At 55.8% G+C, this 19873-nt stretch carries 17 protein-coding genes; 5 read left to right on the top strand and 12 right to left on the bottom strand.

Going from position 1 to position 19873, the window contains the following annotated elements; genetic code table 11:
* Window positions 1-2: 2 nt before the first annotated feature.
* A complete protein-coding gene (gene lysS / locus NIZ92_RS08065) occupies window positions 3-1526 on the top strand; it encodes a lysine--tRNA ligase (protein WP_035268111.1) in 1524 nt (507 codons plus the stop codon).
* Window positions 1527-1777: 251 nt separating this feature from the next.
* Here lysS and NIZ92_RS08060 read toward each other — a convergent pair whose 3' ends face one another.
* From NIZ92_RS08060 to uvrB, 8 genes are all read right to left on the bottom strand, one after another.
* The gene (locus NIZ92_RS08060) at window positions 1778-2794 is read right to left on the bottom strand and encodes a tripartite tricarboxylate transporter substrate binding protein (protein ID WP_226349283.1); all 1017 of its coding nucleotides are present in this window, start codon (window positions 2792-2794) and stop codon (window positions 1778-1780) included.
* A 289-nt stretch (window positions 2795-3083) separates the two neighbouring features.
* Window positions 3084-3962 carry a methylglyoxal synthase gene (locus tag NIZ92_RS08055; RefSeq protein ID WP_026482837.1) on the bottom strand — a complete coding sequence of 293 codons (879 nt, stop codon included), beginning with the start codon at window positions 3960-3962 and terminating at the stop codon, window positions 3084-3086.
* A 6-nt stretch (window positions 3963-3968) separates the two neighbouring features.
* Complete coding sequence (locus NIZ92_RS08050; RefSeq protein ID WP_003801383.1) at window positions 3969-4292, bottom strand: iron-sulfur cluster assembly accessory protein; 324 nt, start codon at window positions 4290-4292, stop codon at window positions 3969-3971.
* 54 nt (window positions 4293-4346) lie between these two features.
* Window positions 4347-4730 (bottom strand): iron-sulfur cluster scaffold-like protein, encoded by a 384-nt coding sequence (locus NIZ92_RS08045; protein ID WP_035268113.1) that lies wholly within the window; start codon window positions 4728-4730, stop codon window positions 4347-4349.
* Entirely contained in the window at window positions 4727-5920 is a 1194-nt protein-coding gene (locus tag NIZ92_RS08040) for an IscS subfamily cysteine desulfurase (RefSeq protein ID WP_035268115.1), read from the bottom strand. Before NIZ92_RS08040 ends, NIZ92_RS08045 begins: the two co-directional genes overlap by 4 nt.
* A gap of 33 nt (window positions 5921-5953) precedes the next feature.
* Window positions 5954-6430: a Fe-S cluster assembly transcriptional regulator IscR gene (gene iscR / locus NIZ92_RS08035; RefSeq protein ID WP_021446710.1), complete on the bottom strand. Its 477-nt coding sequence runs from the start codon at window positions 6428-6430 to the stop codon at window positions 5954-5956.
* A gap of 141 nt (window positions 6431-6571) precedes the next feature.
* Window positions 6572-7063, bottom strand: coding sequence for a low molecular weight protein-tyrosine-phosphatase (locus tag NIZ92_RS08030; RefSeq protein ID WP_026482840.1), 492 nt, complete (start codon window positions 7061-7063; stop codon window positions 6572-6574).
* 297 nt (window positions 7064-7360) lie between these two features.
* The gene (gene uvrB / locus NIZ92_RS08025; protein ID WP_009459107.1) at window positions 7361-9382 is read right to left on the bottom strand and encodes an excinuclease ABC subunit UvrB; all 2022 of its coding nucleotides are present in this window, start codon (window positions 9380-9382) and stop codon (window positions 7361-7363) included.
* 84 nt (window positions 9383-9466) lie between these two features.
* Here uvrB and NIZ92_RS08020 point away from each other — a divergent pair, with 84 nt between their 5' ends.
* From NIZ92_RS08020 to lexA, 3 genes are all read left to right on the top strand, one after another.
* On the top strand, window positions 9467-10669 hold the full coding sequence (locus tag NIZ92_RS08020; protein WP_254003044.1) for an amino acid aminotransferase: 1203 nt from the start codon (window positions 9467-9469) through the stop codon (window positions 10667-10669).
* Window positions 10670-10740: 71 nt separating this feature from the next.
* Window positions 10741-11301, top strand: coding sequence for a GNAT family N-acetyltransferase (locus tag NIZ92_RS08015; RefSeq protein WP_254003043.1), 561 nt, complete (start codon window positions 10741-10743; stop codon window positions 11299-11301).
* A gap of 105 nt (window positions 11302-11406) precedes the next feature.
* A complete protein-coding gene (lexA, locus tag NIZ92_RS08010; RefSeq protein ID WP_009459104.1) occupies window positions 11407-12066 on the top strand; it encodes a transcriptional repressor LexA in 660 nt (219 codons plus the stop codon).
* A gap of 313 nt (window positions 12067-12379) precedes the next feature.
* On the opposite strand, the gene lon is transcribed toward lexA, so the two are convergent.
* From lon to tig, 4 genes are all read right to left on the bottom strand, one after another.
* Window positions 12380-14845: an endopeptidase La gene (gene lon / locus NIZ92_RS08005; RefSeq protein ID WP_009459101.1), complete on the bottom strand. Its 2466-nt coding sequence runs from the start codon at window positions 14843-14845 to the stop codon at window positions 12380-12382.
* Window positions 14846-15118: 273 nt separating this feature from the next.
* Complete coding sequence (clpX, locus tag NIZ92_RS08000; RefSeq protein WP_009459099.1) at window positions 15119-16420, bottom strand: ATP-dependent Clp protease ATP-binding subunit ClpX; 1302 nt, start codon at window positions 16418-16420, stop codon at window positions 15119-15121.
* Between the two features lie 100 nt (window positions 16421-16520).
* On the bottom strand, window positions 16521-17174 hold the full coding sequence (gene clpP / locus NIZ92_RS07995) for an ATP-dependent Clp endopeptidase proteolytic subunit ClpP (RefSeq protein ID WP_021446711.1): 654 nt from the start codon (window positions 17172-17174) through the stop codon (window positions 16521-16523).
* Window positions 17174-18484: a trigger factor gene (tig, locus tag NIZ92_RS07990; protein ID WP_009459092.1), complete on the bottom strand. Its 1311-nt coding sequence runs from the start codon at window positions 18482-18484 to the stop codon at window positions 17174-17176. The genes clpP and tig overlap by 1 nt, the downstream gene beginning before the upstream one ends.
* Window positions 18485-18657: 173 nt before the next feature.
* On the opposite strand from tig, the gene NIZ92_RS07985 reads away from it, so the two are divergent.
* Window positions 18658-19869: a CaiB/BaiF CoA-transferase family protein gene (locus NIZ92_RS07985; protein ID WP_254003042.1), complete on the top strand. Its 1212-nt coding sequence runs from the start codon at window positions 18658-18660 to the stop codon at window positions 19867-19869.
* Window positions 19870-19873: the final 4 nt, after the last annotated feature.

Raw genomic sequence — 19873 nt, 5'->3', positions numbered from 1 at the left:
CAATGACTGAACCGCTAGACACTTCCGCCCCCGTCGTAGACGAAAACCGCCTGATCGCCGAGCGTCGTTCCAAACTGGACCGCCTGCGCGAAAACGGCATCGCCTACCCCAACGATTTTCGCCCTGACGCCCACGCTGCCGAGCTGCACAGCCAGTACGGCGAGCAGGACAAGGATGCCCTGGCTGCAACCAATAAAGTCGTGAAAGTAGCTGGCCGCATGATGCTCAAGCGTGTCATGGGTAAAGCCAGTTTTGCCACACTGCAAGATGCTTCCGGCCGCATCCAGATTTACCTGGACAAAGCCGCACTGGGCGAAGAAAACTACGCGGAATTCAAGGGCTGGGATATCGGTGACATCCTGGCCGTGGAAGGCACAGTCTTCAAAACCAATAAGGGCGAGCTGTCCGTACATGCTTCCAGCGTGCGCCTGCTGGCCAAGTCCCTGCGCCCCCTGCCCGACAAATTCCACGGTCTGGCTGACCAGGAATTGAAGTACCGTCAGCGCTACGTAGACCTGATCATGGGTGAAGACACCCGTCAAACCTTCCTGGCCCGCAGCAAGGTCATGAGCAGCCTGCGCCAGCACATGGCCCAGGCCAACTTCCTGGAAGTGGAAACCCCCATGCTGCACCCCATTCCGGGTGGCGCATCGGCCAAACCCTTTGTGACCCACCACAATGCGCTGGACATGGAAATGTACCTGCGTATTGCTCCCGAGCTGTACCTGAAGCGTTTGATCGTGGGCGGTTTCGAGCGCGTGTTCGAGATCAACCGCAACTTCCGTAACGAAGGCGTCAGCCCTCGTCACAACCCCGAATTCACCATGATGGAGTTCTACGCAGCCTACACGGATTACCAGTGGCTGATGGACTTCACCGAAAACCTGATACGCGAAGCCGCGATCAGCGCCCGTGGTACCGCTACCCTGCAGTACCAGGAACGCGAACTGGATCTGAGCCTGCCTTTTGATCGCCTGACCATTACCGGCGCCATCATGAAGTACGCTCCTTCCTACCAGATCGAGCAACTGGAAGACATCCAGTTCTTGCGTACCGAACTGGCTCGCCTGAAAGTGGACGTGAACTCGCCGCCACTGCGTGATGCCGGCCTGGGTGCCTTGCAACTGGCTCTGTTTGAAGAAACTGCAGAATCCAAGCTGTGGCACCCTACCTTCATCGTGGACTACCCCGTGGAAGTGTCGCCACTGGCACGCGCCTCGGACACCCAGGAAGGCATTACCGAACGCTTTGAGCTGTTCATTACTGGTCGCGAAATTGCCAATGGTTTCTCGGAGTTGAACGATCCTGAAGATCAAGCCGCACGTTTCCAGGCCCAGGTTCAGGCCAAGGACGCTGGCGACGAAGAAGCCATGTTCTATGACGCGGACTACATCCGTGCGCTGGAATACGGCATGCCCCCTACAGGCGGCTGCGGTATCGGTATCGACCGACTGGTCATGTTGCTGACCGATAGCCCTGCTATCCGTGACGTGATCCTGTTCCCGCACCTGCGTCGCGAGGACTAATCAGTCTCAAGACAGAAAAACGCGCGGTCAAGACCGCGCGTTTTTTTATGCATCCTCGCCCCCGCATACACATACGCAGATACGCAGATACGCAGATACGCAGATACGCAGATACGCAGATACGCAGATACGCAGATACGCAGATACGCAGATACGCAGATACGCAGATACGCAGCTATTCTGCCCGGTCCCTGAACAAACTCCCGCTCCAATCTCATTATTAGCCAGCCCTACACCTGTAAGGGCAGACTTCATTCGGGCTTAATGCCAGCAGTTGCCGCCACTTTACGAAACAGGGCAATATCACGTGCCACGATCTGATCCAGAGACTCAGCCGAACCAGGCGCGATCACAAAGCCCTGCTCCTCCAATGGCTCAGCAAATTCGCGCGAATGCAGTACAGCCGTAATATCGCGATTTAACACCTCAACCACCTCATCCGGCGTGGCACGTGGCACAAAGACGCCCTGCCAGCTTTCGATCACGAAATCAGAAACACCCAACTCATGAAAAGTGGGAACATCCGGTAAAACCTTCGAGCGCTCCGGCGAGGTCACCGCCAGAGGGATGAGCTCACGCTTCTGAATGTTCTGGATTGTTCCAGAGATATCAATAAGTGCTCCGTCAACATGCCCGCCCAGTATGTCCAACATAGCGGGGGCCCCTCCCGCGTAGGGAATGTTATTGGTTTGCGTACCCAAACGCTGGTTAAGCATCTCGACGGCCAGATGATAAATACTGCCGTAACCAATCGGCAGCGCTGCAGATACTTCGCCAGGCTGACGTTTAAGAAGTGCCACGTAGTCATCAAAGTGCTTAACGCCCAGACCAGGACGCACCACCAGCACCTGCGAATTAACAATAGTGCGGGTCACGCCACGGACCTCCGTCTCGCTATAGGGCAGCTTGCGACCGAGGGCAGCGTTGATCGCAAGCTGATCCCCGCTAGACAAGAGCGTATGCCCGTTTGGGGCTGCACGAACTACCCGGTTGACGCCAAGGCTGGTGTGAGCGCCGGGCACATTATCCACAATCACCGTTTGTTGCCACAATTTGGCAAGATTTTGCGCGAGCATCCGTGCGATACGGTCAGCGTTGCCGCCCGGATTCACCGGAACAACAATACGCACAGGCCCGGAGGGAAACGTATCGGCCTGCTGCGCACGTGCCGGAGCCGTGGCAAACATAGCACCCAGAGAAGAAACAGGAACACCAAGCCGGGCGGCGATACCCGCGCCGGTCGCTTTCAAGATCATGCGTCGATTCAAGCCTACCTCCAGTATCCACAGACTGCCCATTGATCAGGCGACATTGTGTTTGCAGTGCTTGCCAATCACGAACTGTAGTCTAGAGAGCCCCCATGCGCGAATCAAGCAGCCCCCGTCCCGACCGCTGCTAAAGCAGCTATCAACGACTTTTGCGCAGTCTGAAAACTTGCTCAGCAACACGTCATGCCGAAACAAAAAAGGACGCTCGAAAGCGTCCTCTTTTTATTGCGAATCCAGGTTCATAGCTTCACCGTGTTGCACCTGTGCTGCGAGTACGATTTGCAGGCAATTAATCCACCGGCAAACGCATCACCGCCTGTGCCCATTTATGAGCTACCTCAGGCGAAGAAAAACACGAAGCCTTGTCTGCCACCACGCGCACCGCACGCTCCAGCAGCTGGATGTCAGCCTCGTGCTGACGCGCAACGTGCGGGTCTTCAAAGAAGATGACGCGTTGACAACGATTTTCCAGCACCAGCTCGGCAATTTGTGCATCGCCACCCAAAGGACCACTCAGGTAAGACTGAATCCAGGGTGTGTCCTTGGGCCAACCTTTAGACCAGGCCAGCTCATTCAACAAGCGGCTTGTCGTCCCAGTTCCCACGCGTTGGCCAAAGCGAGACAGCAGATCAAAGTGCTTGTCGGCAAACTCAATCATCTTGTCCTTGAGTGCATCGTGCGCAATCATGGCCAAGGTTTGATTAGGGAAGTCAAAAATACGTTTGCAGCTGGAATCGGGCCACAAACCGCGGCTGACACGCTCCACTTCAATCCATTCAATTGCACCCATCAAGGTAGAAATGAAAGGACGGCCATGCGTGATGCATTGGCGCTTGAGCGCCAGTGCTTCCGGAAAAATGGAGGAAGGGTCTACCGGGTCAATCAGGTAAATGGCGCCATCAAAAGGCGGTGTACCATCCGGGCTTTGCGTGACCCGGGCCACCAGCTTCATCAAGCCGCCATCACGACCATAGGGATAGCGAACCAGGCCGCCATAGCCTTCCAGCAGGCCCGACCGCTCGATGGCATTACAGGTACGACCGACCGTGTAAAGCTCAACTTCCAATTCGCGAATACCGCTGGCTGAGCGCCGCAACCACTGAAACAAAGCCGCATCTGCCGAATCATGGTGCAATTGATTGGCCGCCAAACCGAAACGTAATGACATGAGTTCCTACACGGTAAACGATTCGCCACACCCGCAGGAGGCTTTCTCGTTTGGATTGATGAACTTGAAACCTTCATTGAGGCCATCACGGCCATAATCCAGACGCGTGCCGTCAATAAAGGGCAGGCTTTTAGGATCAACAAACAGTTTAACGCCGTGCTCTTCAAACAGTTGATCGCCTTCAACCGGCTCATCAACAAAATCCAGCTTGTAGGCCAGACCCGAGCAACCGGTCAGACGTACACCCAAACGTAGCCCCAAACCGCCCCCGCGTTTTTTCAAATGACGCTGGATATGTTCTGCGGCGGGCTGAGTAAGAGAAATAGACATAATCTTTTCCTTTCTATAAACCTGAAAGAATATTCAGCCTTCAGGCTTGGACAACTAAAACGCGCCTTTGTTCTGTACCGAGGCAATAGCGGCCTGAACCGCCTCCTGGGCCAACAAAGCACAATGCACTTTGACCGGCGGCAATTCCAGCGCTTGCTGCACATCTGTAGACGAGAACTGAGCTGCCTGCTCCAGACTGCGACCTTGCAGCCACTGTGTCGCAAACGAGGCGGAAGCGATGGTACAGCCACAGCCATAAGCCTTGAAACAGCTATCCTGAATCTGGCCCTGCTCCGATACCTTGAGCTGGATGCGAATCAAGGCCCCGGTTTCGTGACTTCCCGCTTCCCCTGTACCTACGTCAGCATCACTGCTGTTCATGACACCCACATGACGCGGGTGCAGGAAATGCTCCATGACAGCGTCACTATATATCATTGCGCGAACTGCTCCGAAGCAGGCTCGCTCCACAAGGGAGAGATGGCCCGCAATTGTTCAACCACACGACGGATGGCCGCAATCGTGTCATCAATATCCTGCTCGGTCGTGAAACGGCCCAGACTCAAGCGCAGGGAACTGTGCGCCAACTGATCACTACGACCCAGAGCCGTCAATACGTAGGACGGTTCCAGGCTGGCCGAGGTACAGGCCGAGCCACTGGACACTGCCAAATCTGTCAGAGCCATCATCAGAGCTTCGCCCTCGATGTGATCCACGCTGATGTTCAGGTTGTGGGGCACGCGCTGATCCAAGGTGCCATTCAGGAACAGATCAGGGATAGACTGCAGGCCGGCCCATAGACGATCTCGCAGCGCGGTGATGCGCTGATTGTCTAGGTCCATTTCCTGCGCAGCCAGTTCAAAAGCACGCCCCATGCCCACGATCTGATGAGTGGCCAGCGTACCGGAGCGAAACCCGCGTTCGTGGCCGCCACCGTGAATCTGCGCTTTCAGGCGCACCGCCGGTTTACGACGGATATACAAGGCACCGATTCCTTTGGGACCGTAAGTCTTGTGGGCAGACATGGACATCAAATCCACCGGCCACTCCTGCAGATTGATCGCCACCTTGCCGGTGGCCTGGGCGGCGTCCACATGGAACAGCACCTTGTGCTCCCGGCACATTGCCCCCAGGGCCTGCACATCTTGAATCACGCCAATTTCGTTATTCACCAACATGACCGAGGCCAGGATGGTGTCGGGGCGAATGGCTTGTTCAAACGCCTGAGGATCAATCAGACCACTGGGCAGGACATCCAGAAAGGTGACTTCAAACCCTTCGTCCTGCAAGGCCAGACAGGTATCCAGCACGGCCTTGTGTTCCGTACGGACGGTAATAATATGGCGGCCCTTGGACTGATAAAACTGCGCGGCACCTTTTAACGCCAGATTGATGGCTTCGGTAGCACCGGAGGTCCAGACAATTTCACGCGGCTCTGCCCCTACCAAAGCGGCAACCTGACGGCGTGCCTGGTCCACGGCCTCTTCCGCATCCCACCCATAGGGATGGCTGCTGGAGGCCGGATTGCCAAATCGTTCCGTCAACCAGGGAATCATGCTGTCGGCCACACGCGGGTCTACCGGTGTAGTGGCGGCATAATCCATATAGATACGCTGAGCGCGACTCATACAAAACTCCGGGTCAGTAGCGGATCTTGCCCACTACAAAGTACATTCTTCTGGCTGGCCGGCTTCCTGAGCGGCCAACTTGAGCTGACGCAGACGCTGCTGATCAACCAAGTCCTGTAGCGAGACAGAATCCAGATAATCGACCATTTTACGACTAAGCGTCGCCCAAAGCTCGTGAGTCATGCACTCGCCTTTCTGCCCGTTTGTGCCCTGCTTGCAATTACCCTTGCCACCGCATTGGGTGGCATCAACGGGCTCATCGACCGCAAACACAATGTCAGCAACGGTGATGTGGCGAGCCAGACGCGCAAGCGTATAGCCACCACCCGGACCACGCACACTATCGACCAGTTCATGGCGGCGCAACTTGCCAAACAACTGTTCAAGATACGAGAGCGAGATACCCTGTCGCTGGCTGATGCCTGCGAGCGTCACCGGTCCACTTTGCTGGCGCAGCGCAAGATCGATCATCGCGGTTACGGCGAAACGCCCTTTTGTCGTCAAACGCATGATAGTTTCCTTGCCAAAGGCGAAAGCGGCCGGACTGCCAACGGCAAATCCGACCAATTTGGTCCAGTATAGCAAATACAGGGGAAACTACCGTGCTTGAGCGTGTGTTTTTACACTTATACTGAAGTGTTATGTAGCCACTCAGGCAGCACGGTAATTGGGGACGCGCTTGCGAACCAGTTCGAACACGCCCTGGCAGGCATCTTCGATATAGTCCATGACCTTATTAAAGCCATCCTGGCCGCCATAATAAGGATCGGGCACGGTAGCCGCTTCATAGTCAGTGGCAAAGCGCATCAGCAGCATGAGCTTGTGACGATAAATGGGAGGACACATTTGCTGCAAGGCAGCGTGGTTTTCCCAGTCCATGCTCAAGATAAGGTCGAAGTTGCGAAAGTCCTCGCGCTGGACCTGTCGGGCCTGATAGGTAGAGATGTCATAACCGCGTTTACGAGCGGCTATCTGTGCGCGTGTGTCAGGATGCTCGCCAACATGAAAGCCATGCGTGGCGGCTGAATCCACCAAAATAGCCTCCGACAAACTGGCCTGGTCGACCAGTTGGCGCAAGACACCTTCGGCGCTGGGGGAGCGGCAAATATTCCCTGTACAGACAAACAGAACCTTACTCATAATGCGTCAAAGTCTGCGGGAAAACCCCAAATAAGGCAAGATGAAACCGGGGTGAAAACAGACCCCGAAAATCGCCTTGAAAACAGTAAATCCGTATCGTTTGGGAGCTGCCAATAAGAACCGGTCGCAGCTGCTTGAAGTTTGGAATAAACCAAAGGCGCAGCAACCTTTGCTTAGCGGATACACCACTTTCTCGAGATGAGATAAATCAAGCAATACACCCGAGTGATGAAAGCCGGTAGCAGAACGGTGTTTTTTCTGAGCTTTCGTCCAGCTTTAGTTGCAAATACACAACAACCATCAAGCCATCAGCAGTTTGGCCTTCAGTCTTTGCAACTTGTCGCGCGCGGCTGCCGCTTGCTCGAACTCCAGGTTGCGGGCGTGGTCCATCATCTCTTTTTCCAGACGCTTGATCTCGCGTGCAGCGGCCTTCTCGTCGCGAATCAACTCGTCCGGCACATCCTCGCGCAAGCTGGCAGTTGGATCCGAGGCAACAACACCATCAATCAACTCACGGACGGCCTTGTTCACGCCGCGCGGCGTAATACCGTGCTCTTCGTTAAAGGCGATCTGCTTGGCACGACGGCGCTCGGTTTCTTCGATAGCGCGGTGCATGGAGTCCGTCATTCTGTCGGCATACAGAATGGCTTTACCGTTCAGGTTACGCGCTGCCCGACCTATGGTTTGAATCAGGCTGCGCTCCGAACGCAGGAAGCCTTCCTTGTCCGCATCAAGAATCGCCACCAGAGACACTTCGGGCAAATCCAGCCCCTCACGCAGCAGGTTGATCCCGACCAGCACATCGAAGACGCCCAGACGCAGATCCCGGATAATCTCGGCCCGTTCCACCGTATCAATGTCCGAGTGCAAGTAGCGCACACGAATACCGTTCTCTGACAAGTATTCGGTCAGATCCTCTGACATGCGCTTGGTCAGCGTCGTCACCAATACACGGTCTTCCTGCGCAGTACGCAGCTTGATTTCACCCAGCAAGTCATCGACCTGCGTGGTAGCCGGGCGAACCTCGATTTCCGGGTCCACCAGTCCAGTAGGTCGCACCACCTGTTCAACCACATTGTCTGCATGCTCTTGCTCGTAGGCAGCGGGTGTAGCCGACACGAACACGGTTTGCGGCATACGGCGTTCGAACTCTTCCAGTTTCAAAGGCCGGTTATCCATGGCCGAAGGCAGGCGGAAACCGAACTGCACCAGGGTTTCTTTACGCGAGCGGTCACCGCGATACATGGCGCCCAACTGCCCGATAGTGACGTGGCTTTCGTCGATAAACATCAGGGAGTTACGCGGCAGGTAGTCGATCAGTGTCGGCGGCGGATCGCCAGGCGCTGCTCCTGACAAGTGGCGAGAGTAGTTCTCGATGCCTTTGCAAAAGCCCAGCTCCTGCAGCATTTCCAGATCAAAACGGGTGCGCTGCTCCAGGCGTTGAGCTTCAACCAAATGCCCTTCCCGTGTCAGAAATTCCAGACGCTCGCGCAGTTCGAGCTTGATGGTTTCAATCGCCCTCAACACGGTTTCGCGTGGCGTCACATAATGCGAGCTAGGGAACACGGTAAAGCGGTTCAGCTTCTGCACGACCTTGCCTGTCAGCGGATCGAACAACTCCAGCTCTTCAATCTCGTCATCAAACAGGCTGACTCGCAAGGCCAGCTCCGCGTTTTCTGCCGGGAAAATATCGACCACTTCACCACGAGCGCGGAATATCCCACGCTGAAAATCCAGATCGTTACGCTCGTACTGCATGGCGACCAGACGCGCCAGCAGCTCCTGCCGGGCAATACGGTCGCCCTTGCGCAACGTCAGCACCATCGCATGGTAGTCGCCAGGATTACCGATACCGTAAATGCAGGACACAGTGCCCACAATAATGGTGTCCGGCCGCTCCAGCAGGCTTTTGGTGGCCGACAAACGCATCTGCTCGATGTGTTCATTGATGGACGAGTCCTTTTCAATAAACAGATCGCGCGATGGCACATAGGCCTCGGGCTGGTAGTAATCGTAGTAAGACACGAAGTACTCCACGGCGTTGCGTGGAAAGAACTCGCGCATCTCGGCGTACAACTGCGCCGCCAGGGTTTTATTGGGCGCGAGAACAATGGCCGGACGCCCGGTGCGAGCAATAATGTTCGCCATCGTATAGGTCTTGCCCGAGCCCGTTACCCCCAAAAGGGTCTGGTACATCAAGCCATCATCAATCCCCTCAACCAACTGCTCAATCGCCGCAGGCTGGTCGCCAGCAGGCAAATAAGGTTGGAAAAGTTTGAAGGAACTCCCCGGAAATTCTTGAAAGGCAGGCTCAAATTTCATGCTAGACACACTTTAGGGTAAGCCCGTATTATCACATTAATGCTTTGTTTTTCTACCTTTCTGCACTAACGCCCCCATATCATCATGACATCGCTCTTCGAAACCGTCGAACTGGCTCCACGCGACCCTATTTTGGGTTTGAACGAACAATACAATGCCGACGAACGCAGCGGCAAAGTTAATCTGGGGGTCGGTGTTTACTACGACGATCAAGGGCGTATCCCGATTTTGCAGGCTGTTCAAAAGGCTGAGGAAGCCATGATGAGCAAAGCCGCCGCGCGCAGCTACCTGCCTATCGAAGGGATCAATACCTACAACCTGGGTGCTCAAACCCTGTTGCTGGGTGCCGATTCCCCCATCATTGCCGAAGGCCGCGCCTTGACCGTGCAATCCCTGGGCGGTACCGGTGCGCTGAAAATCGGTGCTGACTTCCTGCAGCAACTGCTGCCCCAGTCCGAGGTTTTCATCAGCGATCCAAGCTGGGAAAACCACCGCGCCCTGTTCGAGCGCGCCGGCTTCAAGGTCAACACCTACGCTTACTACGATGCCGCTACGCATGGCCTGAACTTTGACGGCATGATCGCCTCGCTGCGTGCCATGCCGGCCCAGTCCATCGTGGTCCTGCACGCTTGCTGCCACAACCCGACCGGCGTGGACCCCAGCATGGAACAGTGGGCCCAGATCGCCGAGCTGATCAAAGAACGTCAACTGGTTCCTTTCCTGGACATCGCTTACCAAGGCTTTGGCGCCGGTCTGGAAGAAGACGCCAGCGTAGTGCGTCTGTTTGCCAAGCTGGGCCTGTCCATGTTCATCAGCTCCTCGTTCTCCAAGTCCTTCTCGCTGTACGGCGAGCGCGTTGGCGCCCTGACCCTGGTTACTTCCAGCAAAGACGAAACCTCCCGCGTACTGAGCCAGGTCAAGCGTGTGATTCGCACCAACTACTCCAACCCACCCACACACGGTGGCAAGGTTGTGGCCACGGTACTGAACTCGCCTGAACTGTTCCAGACCTGGGCGACTGAACTGGCCGGCATGCGTGATCGCATCCGCGAAATGCGCGCCCAACTGGTTGCCAAGCTGAAAGAGCACGGCGCTACCCAAAACTTTGACTTCGTGCTGCAACAGCGCGGCATGTTCTCCTACTCCGGCCTGACTGCCGAGCAAGTCGAACGCCTGCGCCAGGAACACGGCATTTACGCTGTCAGCAGCGGCCGTATTTGCGTTGCTGCATTGAACAGCCAGAATATTGATGTCGTGGCCAAGGCCATCGCTCAAGTCCTGAAGTAAGCTGTCCCTCAGTACAGCCCCAACGCCCTTCTTCGGAAGGGCGTTGTCGTTCCAGCCCTTGGAGCACTACCATGACAGACACGATTTCCCTGAACACCGAACGCCTACTCCTGCGCCCCTGGAAAGCTTCCGACCTGGAGCCCTTTTTCCGCTTGAACAGCGATCCTCATGCGCTGCGTTTTTATCCGGCCACTCTGGACCGTGAGCAAAGCGATGCCATCGCCCACCGCAGCCAAAGCCTGATTGACGAGCATGGCTGGGGCCCCTGGGCAGTCGAGCTGAAAGAAAACGGGGCCTTCATTGGCATGGTGGGCTTGAACCGCCCGACCGCCGATCTGTACTTTCAGCCTTGCGTGGAAGTTCTTTGGCGTTTGCTGCCTGAGTACTGGGGCAAGGGCTATGCCACCGAAGCGGCACGAGCCTGCATGGACTTTGGTTTTGACGAACTGGGCCTGGAACAAATTGTGGCGTACACCGCTCAGTTGAACCTGCCTTCGCAAACCGTCATGCAACGCCTGGGCATGACAGAGCAAGCTGGTACCTTTGATCACCCCGGTGTAGCGGCAGGCCACAAACTCGTCCCCCATGTGCTGTACACCCTGGACCGCAAGGATTGGCCCCAGTCTGCCTGAGCAGCCCGAAGGGTCAAAAATTAAGCCTTTAGGGCCCTCACCGCTTGCAAAAACGCCAACTGTAACGCACAATCTTTACTGTATATATATTCAGCAGACAATACTATGACCGCCAAGCTCACTGCACGCCAACAACAAGTGCTGGACATCATTCGTTCTGAAATCGAACGGACGGGTTTCCCTCCCACTCGAGCAGAGATTGCTCAGGTGCTGGGTTTCAAATCCGCCAATGCGGCCGAAGATCATTTGAAAGCTCTGGCCCGCAAAGGCGCTATCGAGCTGACTGCCGGCGCCTCGCGCGGCATACGCCTGCTCGGTACGGACACCCGCGAAAGTGCTGCTCCCAGCAGCAACGCATTGGCCAATCTGGCTGACGCCCTCTTGCTGCCCATTATTGGTCGCGTGGCTGCCGGTAGCCCTATTTTGGCCACCGAGCATATCGAGCGCGAGATTGGCGTCGCCCCTACCCTATTCACCCAAACGCCTGATTACCTGCTGCGCGTACGCGGCCTGAGCATGAAAGACGCGGGCATTTTTGACGGCGACCTGCTGGCCGTCAAGAAAGCCAGTGAAGCGCGTAATGGGCAGATTGTGGTGGTACGTATTGGCGACGATGTCACCGTCAAGCGCCTGTCGCGCTCCAGCAATCAAGTGGTCCTCTTGCCCGAGAACCCGGACTTTGAACCCATCATCATCACCGACCCGGACTCCCTGTCTTTGGAAGGCATTGCTGTGGGTCTGATTCGTACCAGCCCGCTGCATTAAGCTTCCTCTCTCTTGGTCACCAGAGCTGTTTTACAGGCTTGGTGCTCCTGACAAGAGAAAAACCCCATATACCGTTTGGTACATGGGGTTTTTTATTGGTCGAAGTGCATGCCGATATACAGGTTTGAGCAGCCGTAAACCCCTCGCGCAAGCTAGCGACCCTCAACTCCCTCAATATCATTGCCCAAAAATCTGGCTCCCACTGCTGTCAATATGGCTAACCTCGAAGCCACGATCAGTCTGAGCAAAATGTAAACAGGCTACCTTGAACCCAAGGCAGCCTGTTTCACTGCTTGCTTACTACTGCTGATGCTTAGTGCTTGAAGGACTCAGAACCCGCCCCAGCAGCACGCGTGGCTGCCAAGGCCTCAGCGGCCAGGCGAGCTACTTCTTCGTCGCTCAGGGGCGTTACAGCGTCTTGCAGGGCCACTTCCAGTACACGGTCAATCCAACGCACCGGGATGATCTCCAGCGTGTTTTTCACGTTATCTGGAATATCGGCCAGGTCCTTGATGTTTTCTTCCGGGATCATCACGGTTTTGATGCCGCCGCGTTGCGCTGCCAACAGCTTCTCTTTCAAGCCGCCGATAGGCAGAACTTCGCCGCGCAAGGTGATTTCACCCGTCATGGCCACATCAGCACGAACCGGAATACCCGTCAGGCTGGACACGATAGCGGTCGTAATGGCGATACCGGCCGATGGACCATCCTTGGGCGTAGCGCCTTCTGGAAAGTGCACGTGCAGGTCACGCTTTTCAAACACGCTATTGGCAATGCCCCACTTCTGAGCACGCGAACGCACAACCGTACGAGCCGCTTCGACCGATTCTTTCATCACATCGCCAATCGAGCCGGTGCGCAGCACATTGCCTTTACCGGGCATATCGGCCACTTCGATGGTCAGCAACTCACCGCCCACCTCGGTCCAGGCCAGACCGGTAACCAGGCCAACCTTGTTCTCTTTTTCGGCCAGGCCGAAGGAGAAACGACGTACACCCAGGTAATCGTTCAGATTCGCCGCATTCACGACCAAGGTTTCCTGGGTCAGTGTTTTGTTGCGAGCTGCACGCGTACCGGCTTGTGGATTGGCCACCAACAGCTTGCGAACAACCTTGCGGCAGATCTTGCTGATTTCACGTTCCAGGGATCGTACACCCGCTTCACGGGTGTAGTAACGCACGATGTCGCGCACGGCATCTTCGGTCACTTCCAGCTCGCCATCGCGCACGCCGTTGTTCTTCATCAGCTTGGGCAAGAGGTAATCGAAAGCAATACGCACCTTCTCATCTTCGGTATAACCCGACAGACGAATCACTTCCATACGGTCCAGCAGGGCCGGTGGAATGTTCAAGGTGTTGCTGGTTGCCACGAACATCACATCGGACAAGTCATAGTCCACTTCCAGGTAGTGATCCTGGAAGGTGTGGTTTTGTTCAGGGTCCAGAACTTCCAGCAGTGCCGAGGATGGGTCGCCACGGAAATCCGCGCCCATCTTGTCGATCTCGTCCAGCAGGAACAGCGGGTTACGTACACCCACCTTGCTCATGTTCTGAACCACCTTGCCCGGCATGGAGCCGATGTAGGTACGACGGTGACCGCGAATCTCGGCCTCGTCACGCACCCCACCCAAAGCCATACGAATGAACTTGCGGTTCGTTGCCTTGGCAATGGACTGCCCCAGCGAGGTCTTACCCACGCCTGGAGGGCCAACCAAACACAGGATTGGAGCCTTCAGTTTGTCGACACGTTGCTGAACAGCCAGGTACTCGACAATACGTTCCTTGACCTTTTCCAGACCAAAGTGGTCCGCATCCAACACTTCCTCGGCATTGCTCAAGGAGTTGTTGATACGGCTCTTTTTGCGCCAAGGCAGGCCAACCAGCGTTTCAATGTAGTTACGCACCACGGTTGCTTCGGCTGACATCGGCGACATCAGCTTGAGCTTCTTCATTTCCGATTCGGCTTTCTTGAGCGCTTCCTTGCTCAATTGAGCCTGCTCGATGCGTTTTTCCAGCTCTTCAACATCAGCGCCGTCTTCGCCTTCGCCCAGCTCTTTCTGAATCGCCTTGACCTGCTCGTTCAGATAGTAGTCGCGCTGGCTCTTTTCCATCTGCTTTTTCACACGGCCGCGAATGCGCTTCTCGACCTGCAAGATGTCAATTTCGCCTTCCAGTTGCGACAGCAGGCTTTCCAGACGCTCCAAAGCCTTGGGCGTTTCCAGCATGCCCTGCTTTTGTTCCAGCTTCAAAGGCAAATGAGCGGCGATGGTATCGGCCAGACGGCCAGCATCGTCAATCCCGGTCAGGGAAGTCAGAATTTCCTGAGGGATTTTTTTATTCAGTTTGACGTACTGCTCGAACTGACCCAGCACCGCACGACGCAGGGCTTCGGTTTCAGCAGCATCACCGGAGTCGCCGGGCACTTCGACCACCGAGGCCATGAAGTGGGTTTCGGCATCCTGTACCTGGGTGATTCGAGCGCGCTGCAAGCCTTCCACCAGCACTTTTACCGTGCCGTCGGGCAGCTTGAGCATTTGCAAAATACTGGCCGCACACGCAATTTCGTAGAGATCCTCGGGAGCGGGATCGTCCTTGCCTGCGGACTTTTGCGCCACCAACATAATGTTGTTGCCGGACTCCATTGCCAGCTCAAGGGCTTTGATCGAGCGAGGCCGGCCAACAAAAAGCGGAATCACCATGTGAGGGAACACCACTACATCGCGCAAGGGAAGCAGCGGCAGCTCAATAGGTTCCGTAGAAAGAATCTGGCTCGCAGACATAGTCATTTCCTATAAATGTCCTTAGACGCATAAGGGAAGCCTGGGCTTCCCTTTCACGGTTTAACCTGTTGTAGCTCAGATTGTGGCGAATTTTGATATTTCAAGTAGGCCGAACGAACATTAGAACAGAACTTTACAGAGTTAAAGAGAGACAAGCCCTTATGCCTGGTGGTCTTCATAGGTCCACTCCTTTCTCTTTACCTTCGCCTGTCGCCCTGTCCCGCCTGCGCCTGTCCGACCAAAGCCAGACAGTACACAAACGAGGAGATATCTCTAAGCTACTGCGTTTTTCAAGGGCGACTCAGTGTCACTGGCTTCACTATCGGACAAAGGACGACCCAAAATCAATTCGGGTTTACTCTTTCCGACAATGGCGTCCTCGGTCAGCACCACTTTGCTGACGTCTTTACGCGAAGGCAGTTCGTACATGGTGTCCAGCAGCGCTTGCTCGACAATACTGCGCAGGCCGCGAGCGCCGGTACGACGCTTGATGGCGCGCTGGGCTACCGCACGCAGGGCTTCGGGCTGAACTTCCAGCTCTACGCCTTCCATGCTCAGCAGCTTCTGGAACTGCTTGACCAAGGCATTGCGCGGCTCGGTCAAAATGCGGATCAGTGCGTCTTCGTGCAGCTCTTCCAGAGTGGCGACCACAGGCAAACGCCCCACCAGCTCGGGAATCAGACCAAACTTGATCAGATCCTCGGGCTCGGCCTCAGAGAATAGCTCACCCACGCCTCGTTCGGACTTGGCTTTCACGGAAGCAGAAAAACCGATACCGGATTTTTCTGTACGGTCGCGAATCACCTTTTCAAGGCCATCAAAAGCACCGCCCACGATGAACAGAATGCTGGTGGTATCCACCTGCACAAAGTCCTGGTTCGGGTGCTTGCGACCACCTTGCGGAGGAACCGAAGCGACTGTACCTTCGATCAGCTTGAGCAGCGCCTGTTGCACGCCCTCGCCCGACACGTCGCGGGTGATCGAAGGGTTATCCGACTTGCGGGAAATTTTATCGATTTCATCGATGTAGATAATGGCGCGCTGCGCTTTTTCCACATCGTAATCGCAGTTTTGCAGCAGTTTTTGAACAATGTTCTCGACGTCCTCACCCACGTAACCGGCTTCGGTCAGTGTGGTGGCGTCTGCCATCACAAAAGGCACATCCAGCATGCGGGCCAGTGTTTGGGCCAGCAGCGTTTTGCCCGAACCCGTAGGCCCGATCAGCAAAATATTACTTTTGGACAGTTCCACATCGTCACGGCCTGCCTTGCCGCTACGAATTCGCTTGTAGTGGTTGTACACCGCTACGGCCAAGGTGCGCTTGGGCATTTCCTGGCCAATGACATACCCATCCAGAAACTCTTTGATTTCCTGGGGGGTGGGCAATTCTTTACGTTCACCATCAGGAGTGGCGCCCGCAGCTTCGTCACGAATGATATCGGTACACAGATCAATACATTCGTCGCAGATGAACACGGACGAAGGTCCAGCGATCAGTTTCTTGACCTCATGCTGGCTTTTATTGCAAAACGAGCAATGCAGAACTTTCTCGTCGGCCGATTTCTTTTCGGACATAAATTTAAATTTCACTTCAGGATGGTAAAAGGACGGGAACAAGTCCCGCCCCCGAACAGCCATAGTACTGCGTCAGATCGATCCCTGGCGGGACAGATGATTACTCGTCACGAGTGTTCATCACCTTGTCGATCAGGCCATAGGCCACAGCGTCTTCAGCTGCCATGAAGTTGTCACGCTCGGTATCCAGCTCGATACGCTCGACAGGCTGGCCGCAGTTTTCGGCCAGGATCTTGTTCAAGCGTTCACGCAGGCTCAGGATTTCCTTGGCCTGAATCTGGATATCGGAAGCCTGGCCTCGCGCACCGCCCGAAGGCTGATGAATCATGATGCGCGAGTTAGGCAAGGCAAGACGCTTGCCCTTGACGCCCGAAGACAGCAAGAAAGCGCCCATGCTGGCAGCCATGCCGGTACACAATGTCGAGACTTCCGGCTTGACGAACTGCATCGTGTCGTAGATGGCCAGGCCTGCATAGACCGAACCACCGGGCGAGTTGATGTAGAGCGAAATATCCTTTTCAGGATTTTCCGACTCCAGAAACAGCAGCTGGGCCACAATCAGGTTGGCCGAGTTGTCATGAACCGGGCCCACCAGAAAGATGATGCGCTCGCGCAGCAGGCGGGAGTAGATGTCGTAAGACCGCTCTCCACGACCGGACTGCTCGATCACGATAGGCACGTAGCCCAAACCCGTAGGGGCAACGGATTGCCCCCCATGCATTGAGGCGTAGAAGTCGACAAAGGTTGACGACATTAGTTGGTTCCCATGATTTGGTCGAACGCCACCTCCTCGTCGGACACCTTGGCCTGGGACAGTACGTGCTCGACGACGTTATCTTCGAGTACCACTGCCTCAATCTCGGCGCGACGCTGGCGATCGGACAAGTAGTAGGCCACCACTTGGGCGGGCTGTTCGTAGTTCTGGGCAAATTCTTCGATGCGGGCACGAACCTGCTCGGGCTTGGCTTGCAGTTCAGCAGCCTTGACCAGTTCGGAGACCAGCAGACCCAGACGCACGCGGCGAGTGGATTCTTCCTTGAAGGCCTCGGCAGGGATAGGCATCTTGTCTGCATCAGGCACGCCGCGCTCTTTCAGTTCGGCGCGAGCCGAAGCGATGCGACCTTCCACGTCGTTGTCCACCAGAGCGTTAGGCACGTCAAATTCGCTGGCAGACAGCAAGGCGTCCATCACAGCGGATTTGTTACGGGCGTGCACACGAGCCTTGATTTCGCGTTCGATGTTGGCACGAATGTCGGCCAGCAAAGCGTCCACATCACCTTCAGCCTGACCCAGGGACTTGGCAAATTCAGCATCCAGTTCGGGCAGAACAGGCTGGGCCACGTCTGTCACGGTGATCTTGAATTCGGCAGTTTTGCCAGCCACTTCCTTGCCGGTGTAGTCGGCAGGGAATTCCAGAGGGAAGGTTTTGGTTTCGCCTGCTTTCATGCCGGCAACGGCAGTCTCGAACTCGGGCAGCATGCGGCCACGACCTTGCAGGTACTGGAAACCTTCAGCGCTACCGCCTTCAAAGGCGACGCCGTCAATGGTGCCCACAAAGTCCAGAGTGATGCGGTCATCTTCCTGAGCTTGGCGATCAGCGCTGGATTCGTAGTTGGCGCGTTGCTTGCGCAGCACGTCTACGGTGCGCTGGATGTCTTCGTCGGTCACAGGCGTGTTGGCACGCTTGATTTCCAGTTTGGACAGATCAGGCAGGGCCACTTCTGGGTAAACTTCGAAAGTTGCGGTAAAGGCCATGGTGCCTTCAGCAGGCTCGCCTTCTTTGGCTTCCAGATTAGGAGTGCCGGCTACGCGCAATTTGGAGTCCTGGATCACTTTGTCCAGGGCTTTGCCGATTTCTTCGTTGATGGCGTCGTAACGGATACCAGGGCCGTGGCTGCGCTCGACAACGGACAAAGGCGCTTTACCGGGACGGAAGCCCTGTACCTTGGCCGTACGAGCCACACGCTTGAGCTGGGCCTGGACTTGTTTTTCTACGTCGGCCACCGAAACGACCACATCGACTCGGCGCTCCAAGCCGGACAGAATTTCAACCTCGGGCTGCATTGAAGACCTATATTAAATTGAGTAATTGATAAGAGTAATCCGGCATTTTACCGGAAACTGGCACGGTAAATCCAAACAAACGTATTTTGAATCATAATTTCCTGTCAAGACAATACAGCCGTGCCGGACTATGATCCCTTACTTTACCTTCCCTACGCAAGACTGATATGCACATGAACTCCCCTTTAGGCGGCATCCGGGTCCTGGAACTGGGCCAATTGATCGCCGGCCCCTTTGCCGCCAAGATCCTGGGCGAATTTGGCGCGGACGTCATCAAGATCGAATCCCCCAAAGGCGGTGACCCCTTGCGTAAATGGCGTTTGCTGCATGACGGTAACTCGGTCTGGTGGGAGGTGCAATCCCGTAACAAGAAGTCTCTGGCCCTGGACCTGCGACAGGCGGAGTGTCAGGACGTGGTGCGCGCACTGGTAAAAGAATGTGACATTCTGATCGAGAACTTTCGCCCCGGCGCCCTGGAAGAATGGGGGCTAGGCTGGGAAGACCTGAAAGCCATCAACCCCGGTCTGATCATGTTGCGTGTATCGGGCTACGGCCAGACCGGCCCTTACAAAGACAAGCCCGGTTTCGGCGTGATTGGCGAGGCCATGGGCGGCTTGCGCCACCTTAGCGGTGAGGCCGGACGGCCGCCGGTACGGGTTGGCGTGTCCATTGGAGACTCTCTGGCAGCCTTGCATGGTGTCATCGGCATCATGATGGCCCTGCGCCAGCGTGAACAGAACAAGGGCGAAGGTCAATATATTGACGTGGCCCTGTATGAATCCGTGTTCAACATGATGGAAAGTCTGCTGCCCGAATACTCCGCCTTCGGCGCCATTCGGGAGCCTGCCGGCAGCAGCCTGCCCGGCATTACGCCCAGCAATGCCTACGTCTGCAAGGATGGCAAGTACGCCTTGATCGCCGGCAATGGCGACAGCATTTTCAAGCGCTTGATGAACGCCATTGGGCGCGCTGATATGGCTGACAATCCCGACTACGCGCACAATGATGGTCGCGCCCGAAATGCAGGCGTGATCGATGCCGCCATTGGCCACTGGGCCAGCGCTCTGGAACTGGACAAGGTACTGGAAATTCTGGACCAGGCTGGCGTTCCCGCAGGGCGGGTTTATGACATTGCCGATATCGCAGCAGATCCCCACTATCAGGCCCGTGACATGCTGCTGGACAGCAGTCTTCCAGACGGCACACCGCTTAAAGTACCCGGTATCGTTCCCAAACTGAGCCACACCCCTGGCGCCATCTACCGCCCTGCTCCGCACCTGGGCCAGGACACCCAGGAAATCCTGGATAATCTGGGGATCAGCGCCGAACAACAAGCCGACTGGCAAGCACGCGGCCTGATCGCTAAGAACCCAAAACGCAAGTAAAACA

The organism is Alcaligenes sp. 1735tsa3, assembly GCF_024134565.1.
In the GTDB taxonomy this organism is placed as follows: domain Bacteria; phylum Pseudomonadota; class Gammaproteobacteria; order Burkholderiales; family Burkholderiaceae_B; genus Alcaligenes; species Alcaligenes phenolicus.
This window is presented reverse-complemented; position numbering and strand designations above follow the sequence as displayed.

What these genes read in the sequence shown, in the direction of transcription:
- clpP (WP_021446711.1), bottom strand. Translation starts at nt 17,174, where the DNA reads ATGTCGTCAACCTTTGTCGACTTCTACGCCTCAATGCATGGGGGGCAA.
- lexA (WP_009459104.1), top strand. Translation starts at nt 11,407, where the DNA reads ATGACCGCCAAGCTCACTGCACGCCAACAACAAGTGCTGGACATCATT.
- NIZ92_RS08020 (WP_254003044.1), top strand. Translation starts at nt 9,467, where the DNA reads ATGACATCGCTCTTCGAAACCGTCGAACTGGCTCCACGCGACCCTATT.
- lon (WP_009459101.1), bottom strand. Translation starts at nt 14,845, where the DNA reads ATGTCTGCGAGCCAGATTCTTTCTACGGAACCTATTGAGCTGCCGCTG.
- NIZ92_RS07985 (WP_254003042.1), top strand. Translation starts at nt 18,658, where the DNA reads ATGAACTCCCCTTTAGGCGGCATCCGGGTCCTGGAACTGGGCCAATTG.
- tig (WP_009459092.1), bottom strand. Translation starts at nt 18,484, where the DNA reads ATGCAGCCCGAGGTTGAAATTCTGTCCGGCTTGGAGCGCCGAGTCGAT.
- NIZ92_RS08040 (WP_035268115.1), bottom strand. Translation starts at nt 5,920, where the DNA reads ATGAGTCGCGCTCAGCGTATCTATATGGATTATGCCGCCACTACACCG.
- lysS (WP_035268111.1), top strand. Translation starts at nt 3, where the DNA reads ATGACTGAACCGCTAGACACTTCCGCCCCCGTCGTAGACGAAAACCGC.
- NIZ92_RS08045 (WP_035268113.1), bottom strand. Translation starts at nt 4,730, where the DNA reads ATGATATATAGTGACGCTGTCATGGAGCATTTCCTGCACCCGCGTCAT.
- iscR (WP_021446710.1), bottom strand. Translation starts at nt 6,430, where the DNA reads ATGCGTTTGACGACAAAAGGGCGTTTCGCCGTAACCGCGATGATCGAT.
- uvrB (WP_009459107.1), bottom strand. Translation starts at nt 9,382, where the DNA reads ATGAAATTTGAGCCTGCCTTTCAAGAATTTCCGGGGAGTTCCTTCAAA.
- clpX (WP_009459099.1), bottom strand. Translation starts at nt 16,420, where the DNA reads ATGTCCGAAAAGAAATCGGCCGACGAGAAAGTTCTGCATTGCTCGTTT.
- NIZ92_RS08015 (WP_254003043.1), top strand. Translation starts at nt 10,741, where the DNA reads ATGACAGACACGATTTCCCTGAACACCGAACGCCTACTCCTGCGCCCC.
- NIZ92_RS08055 (WP_026482837.1), bottom strand. Translation starts at nt 3,962, where the DNA reads ATGTCATTACGTTTCGGTTTGGCGGCCAATCAATTGCACCATGATTCG.
- NIZ92_RS08050 (WP_003801383.1), bottom strand. Translation starts at nt 4,292, where the DNA reads ATGTCTATTTCTCTTACTCAGCCCGCCGCAGAACATATCCAGCGTCAT.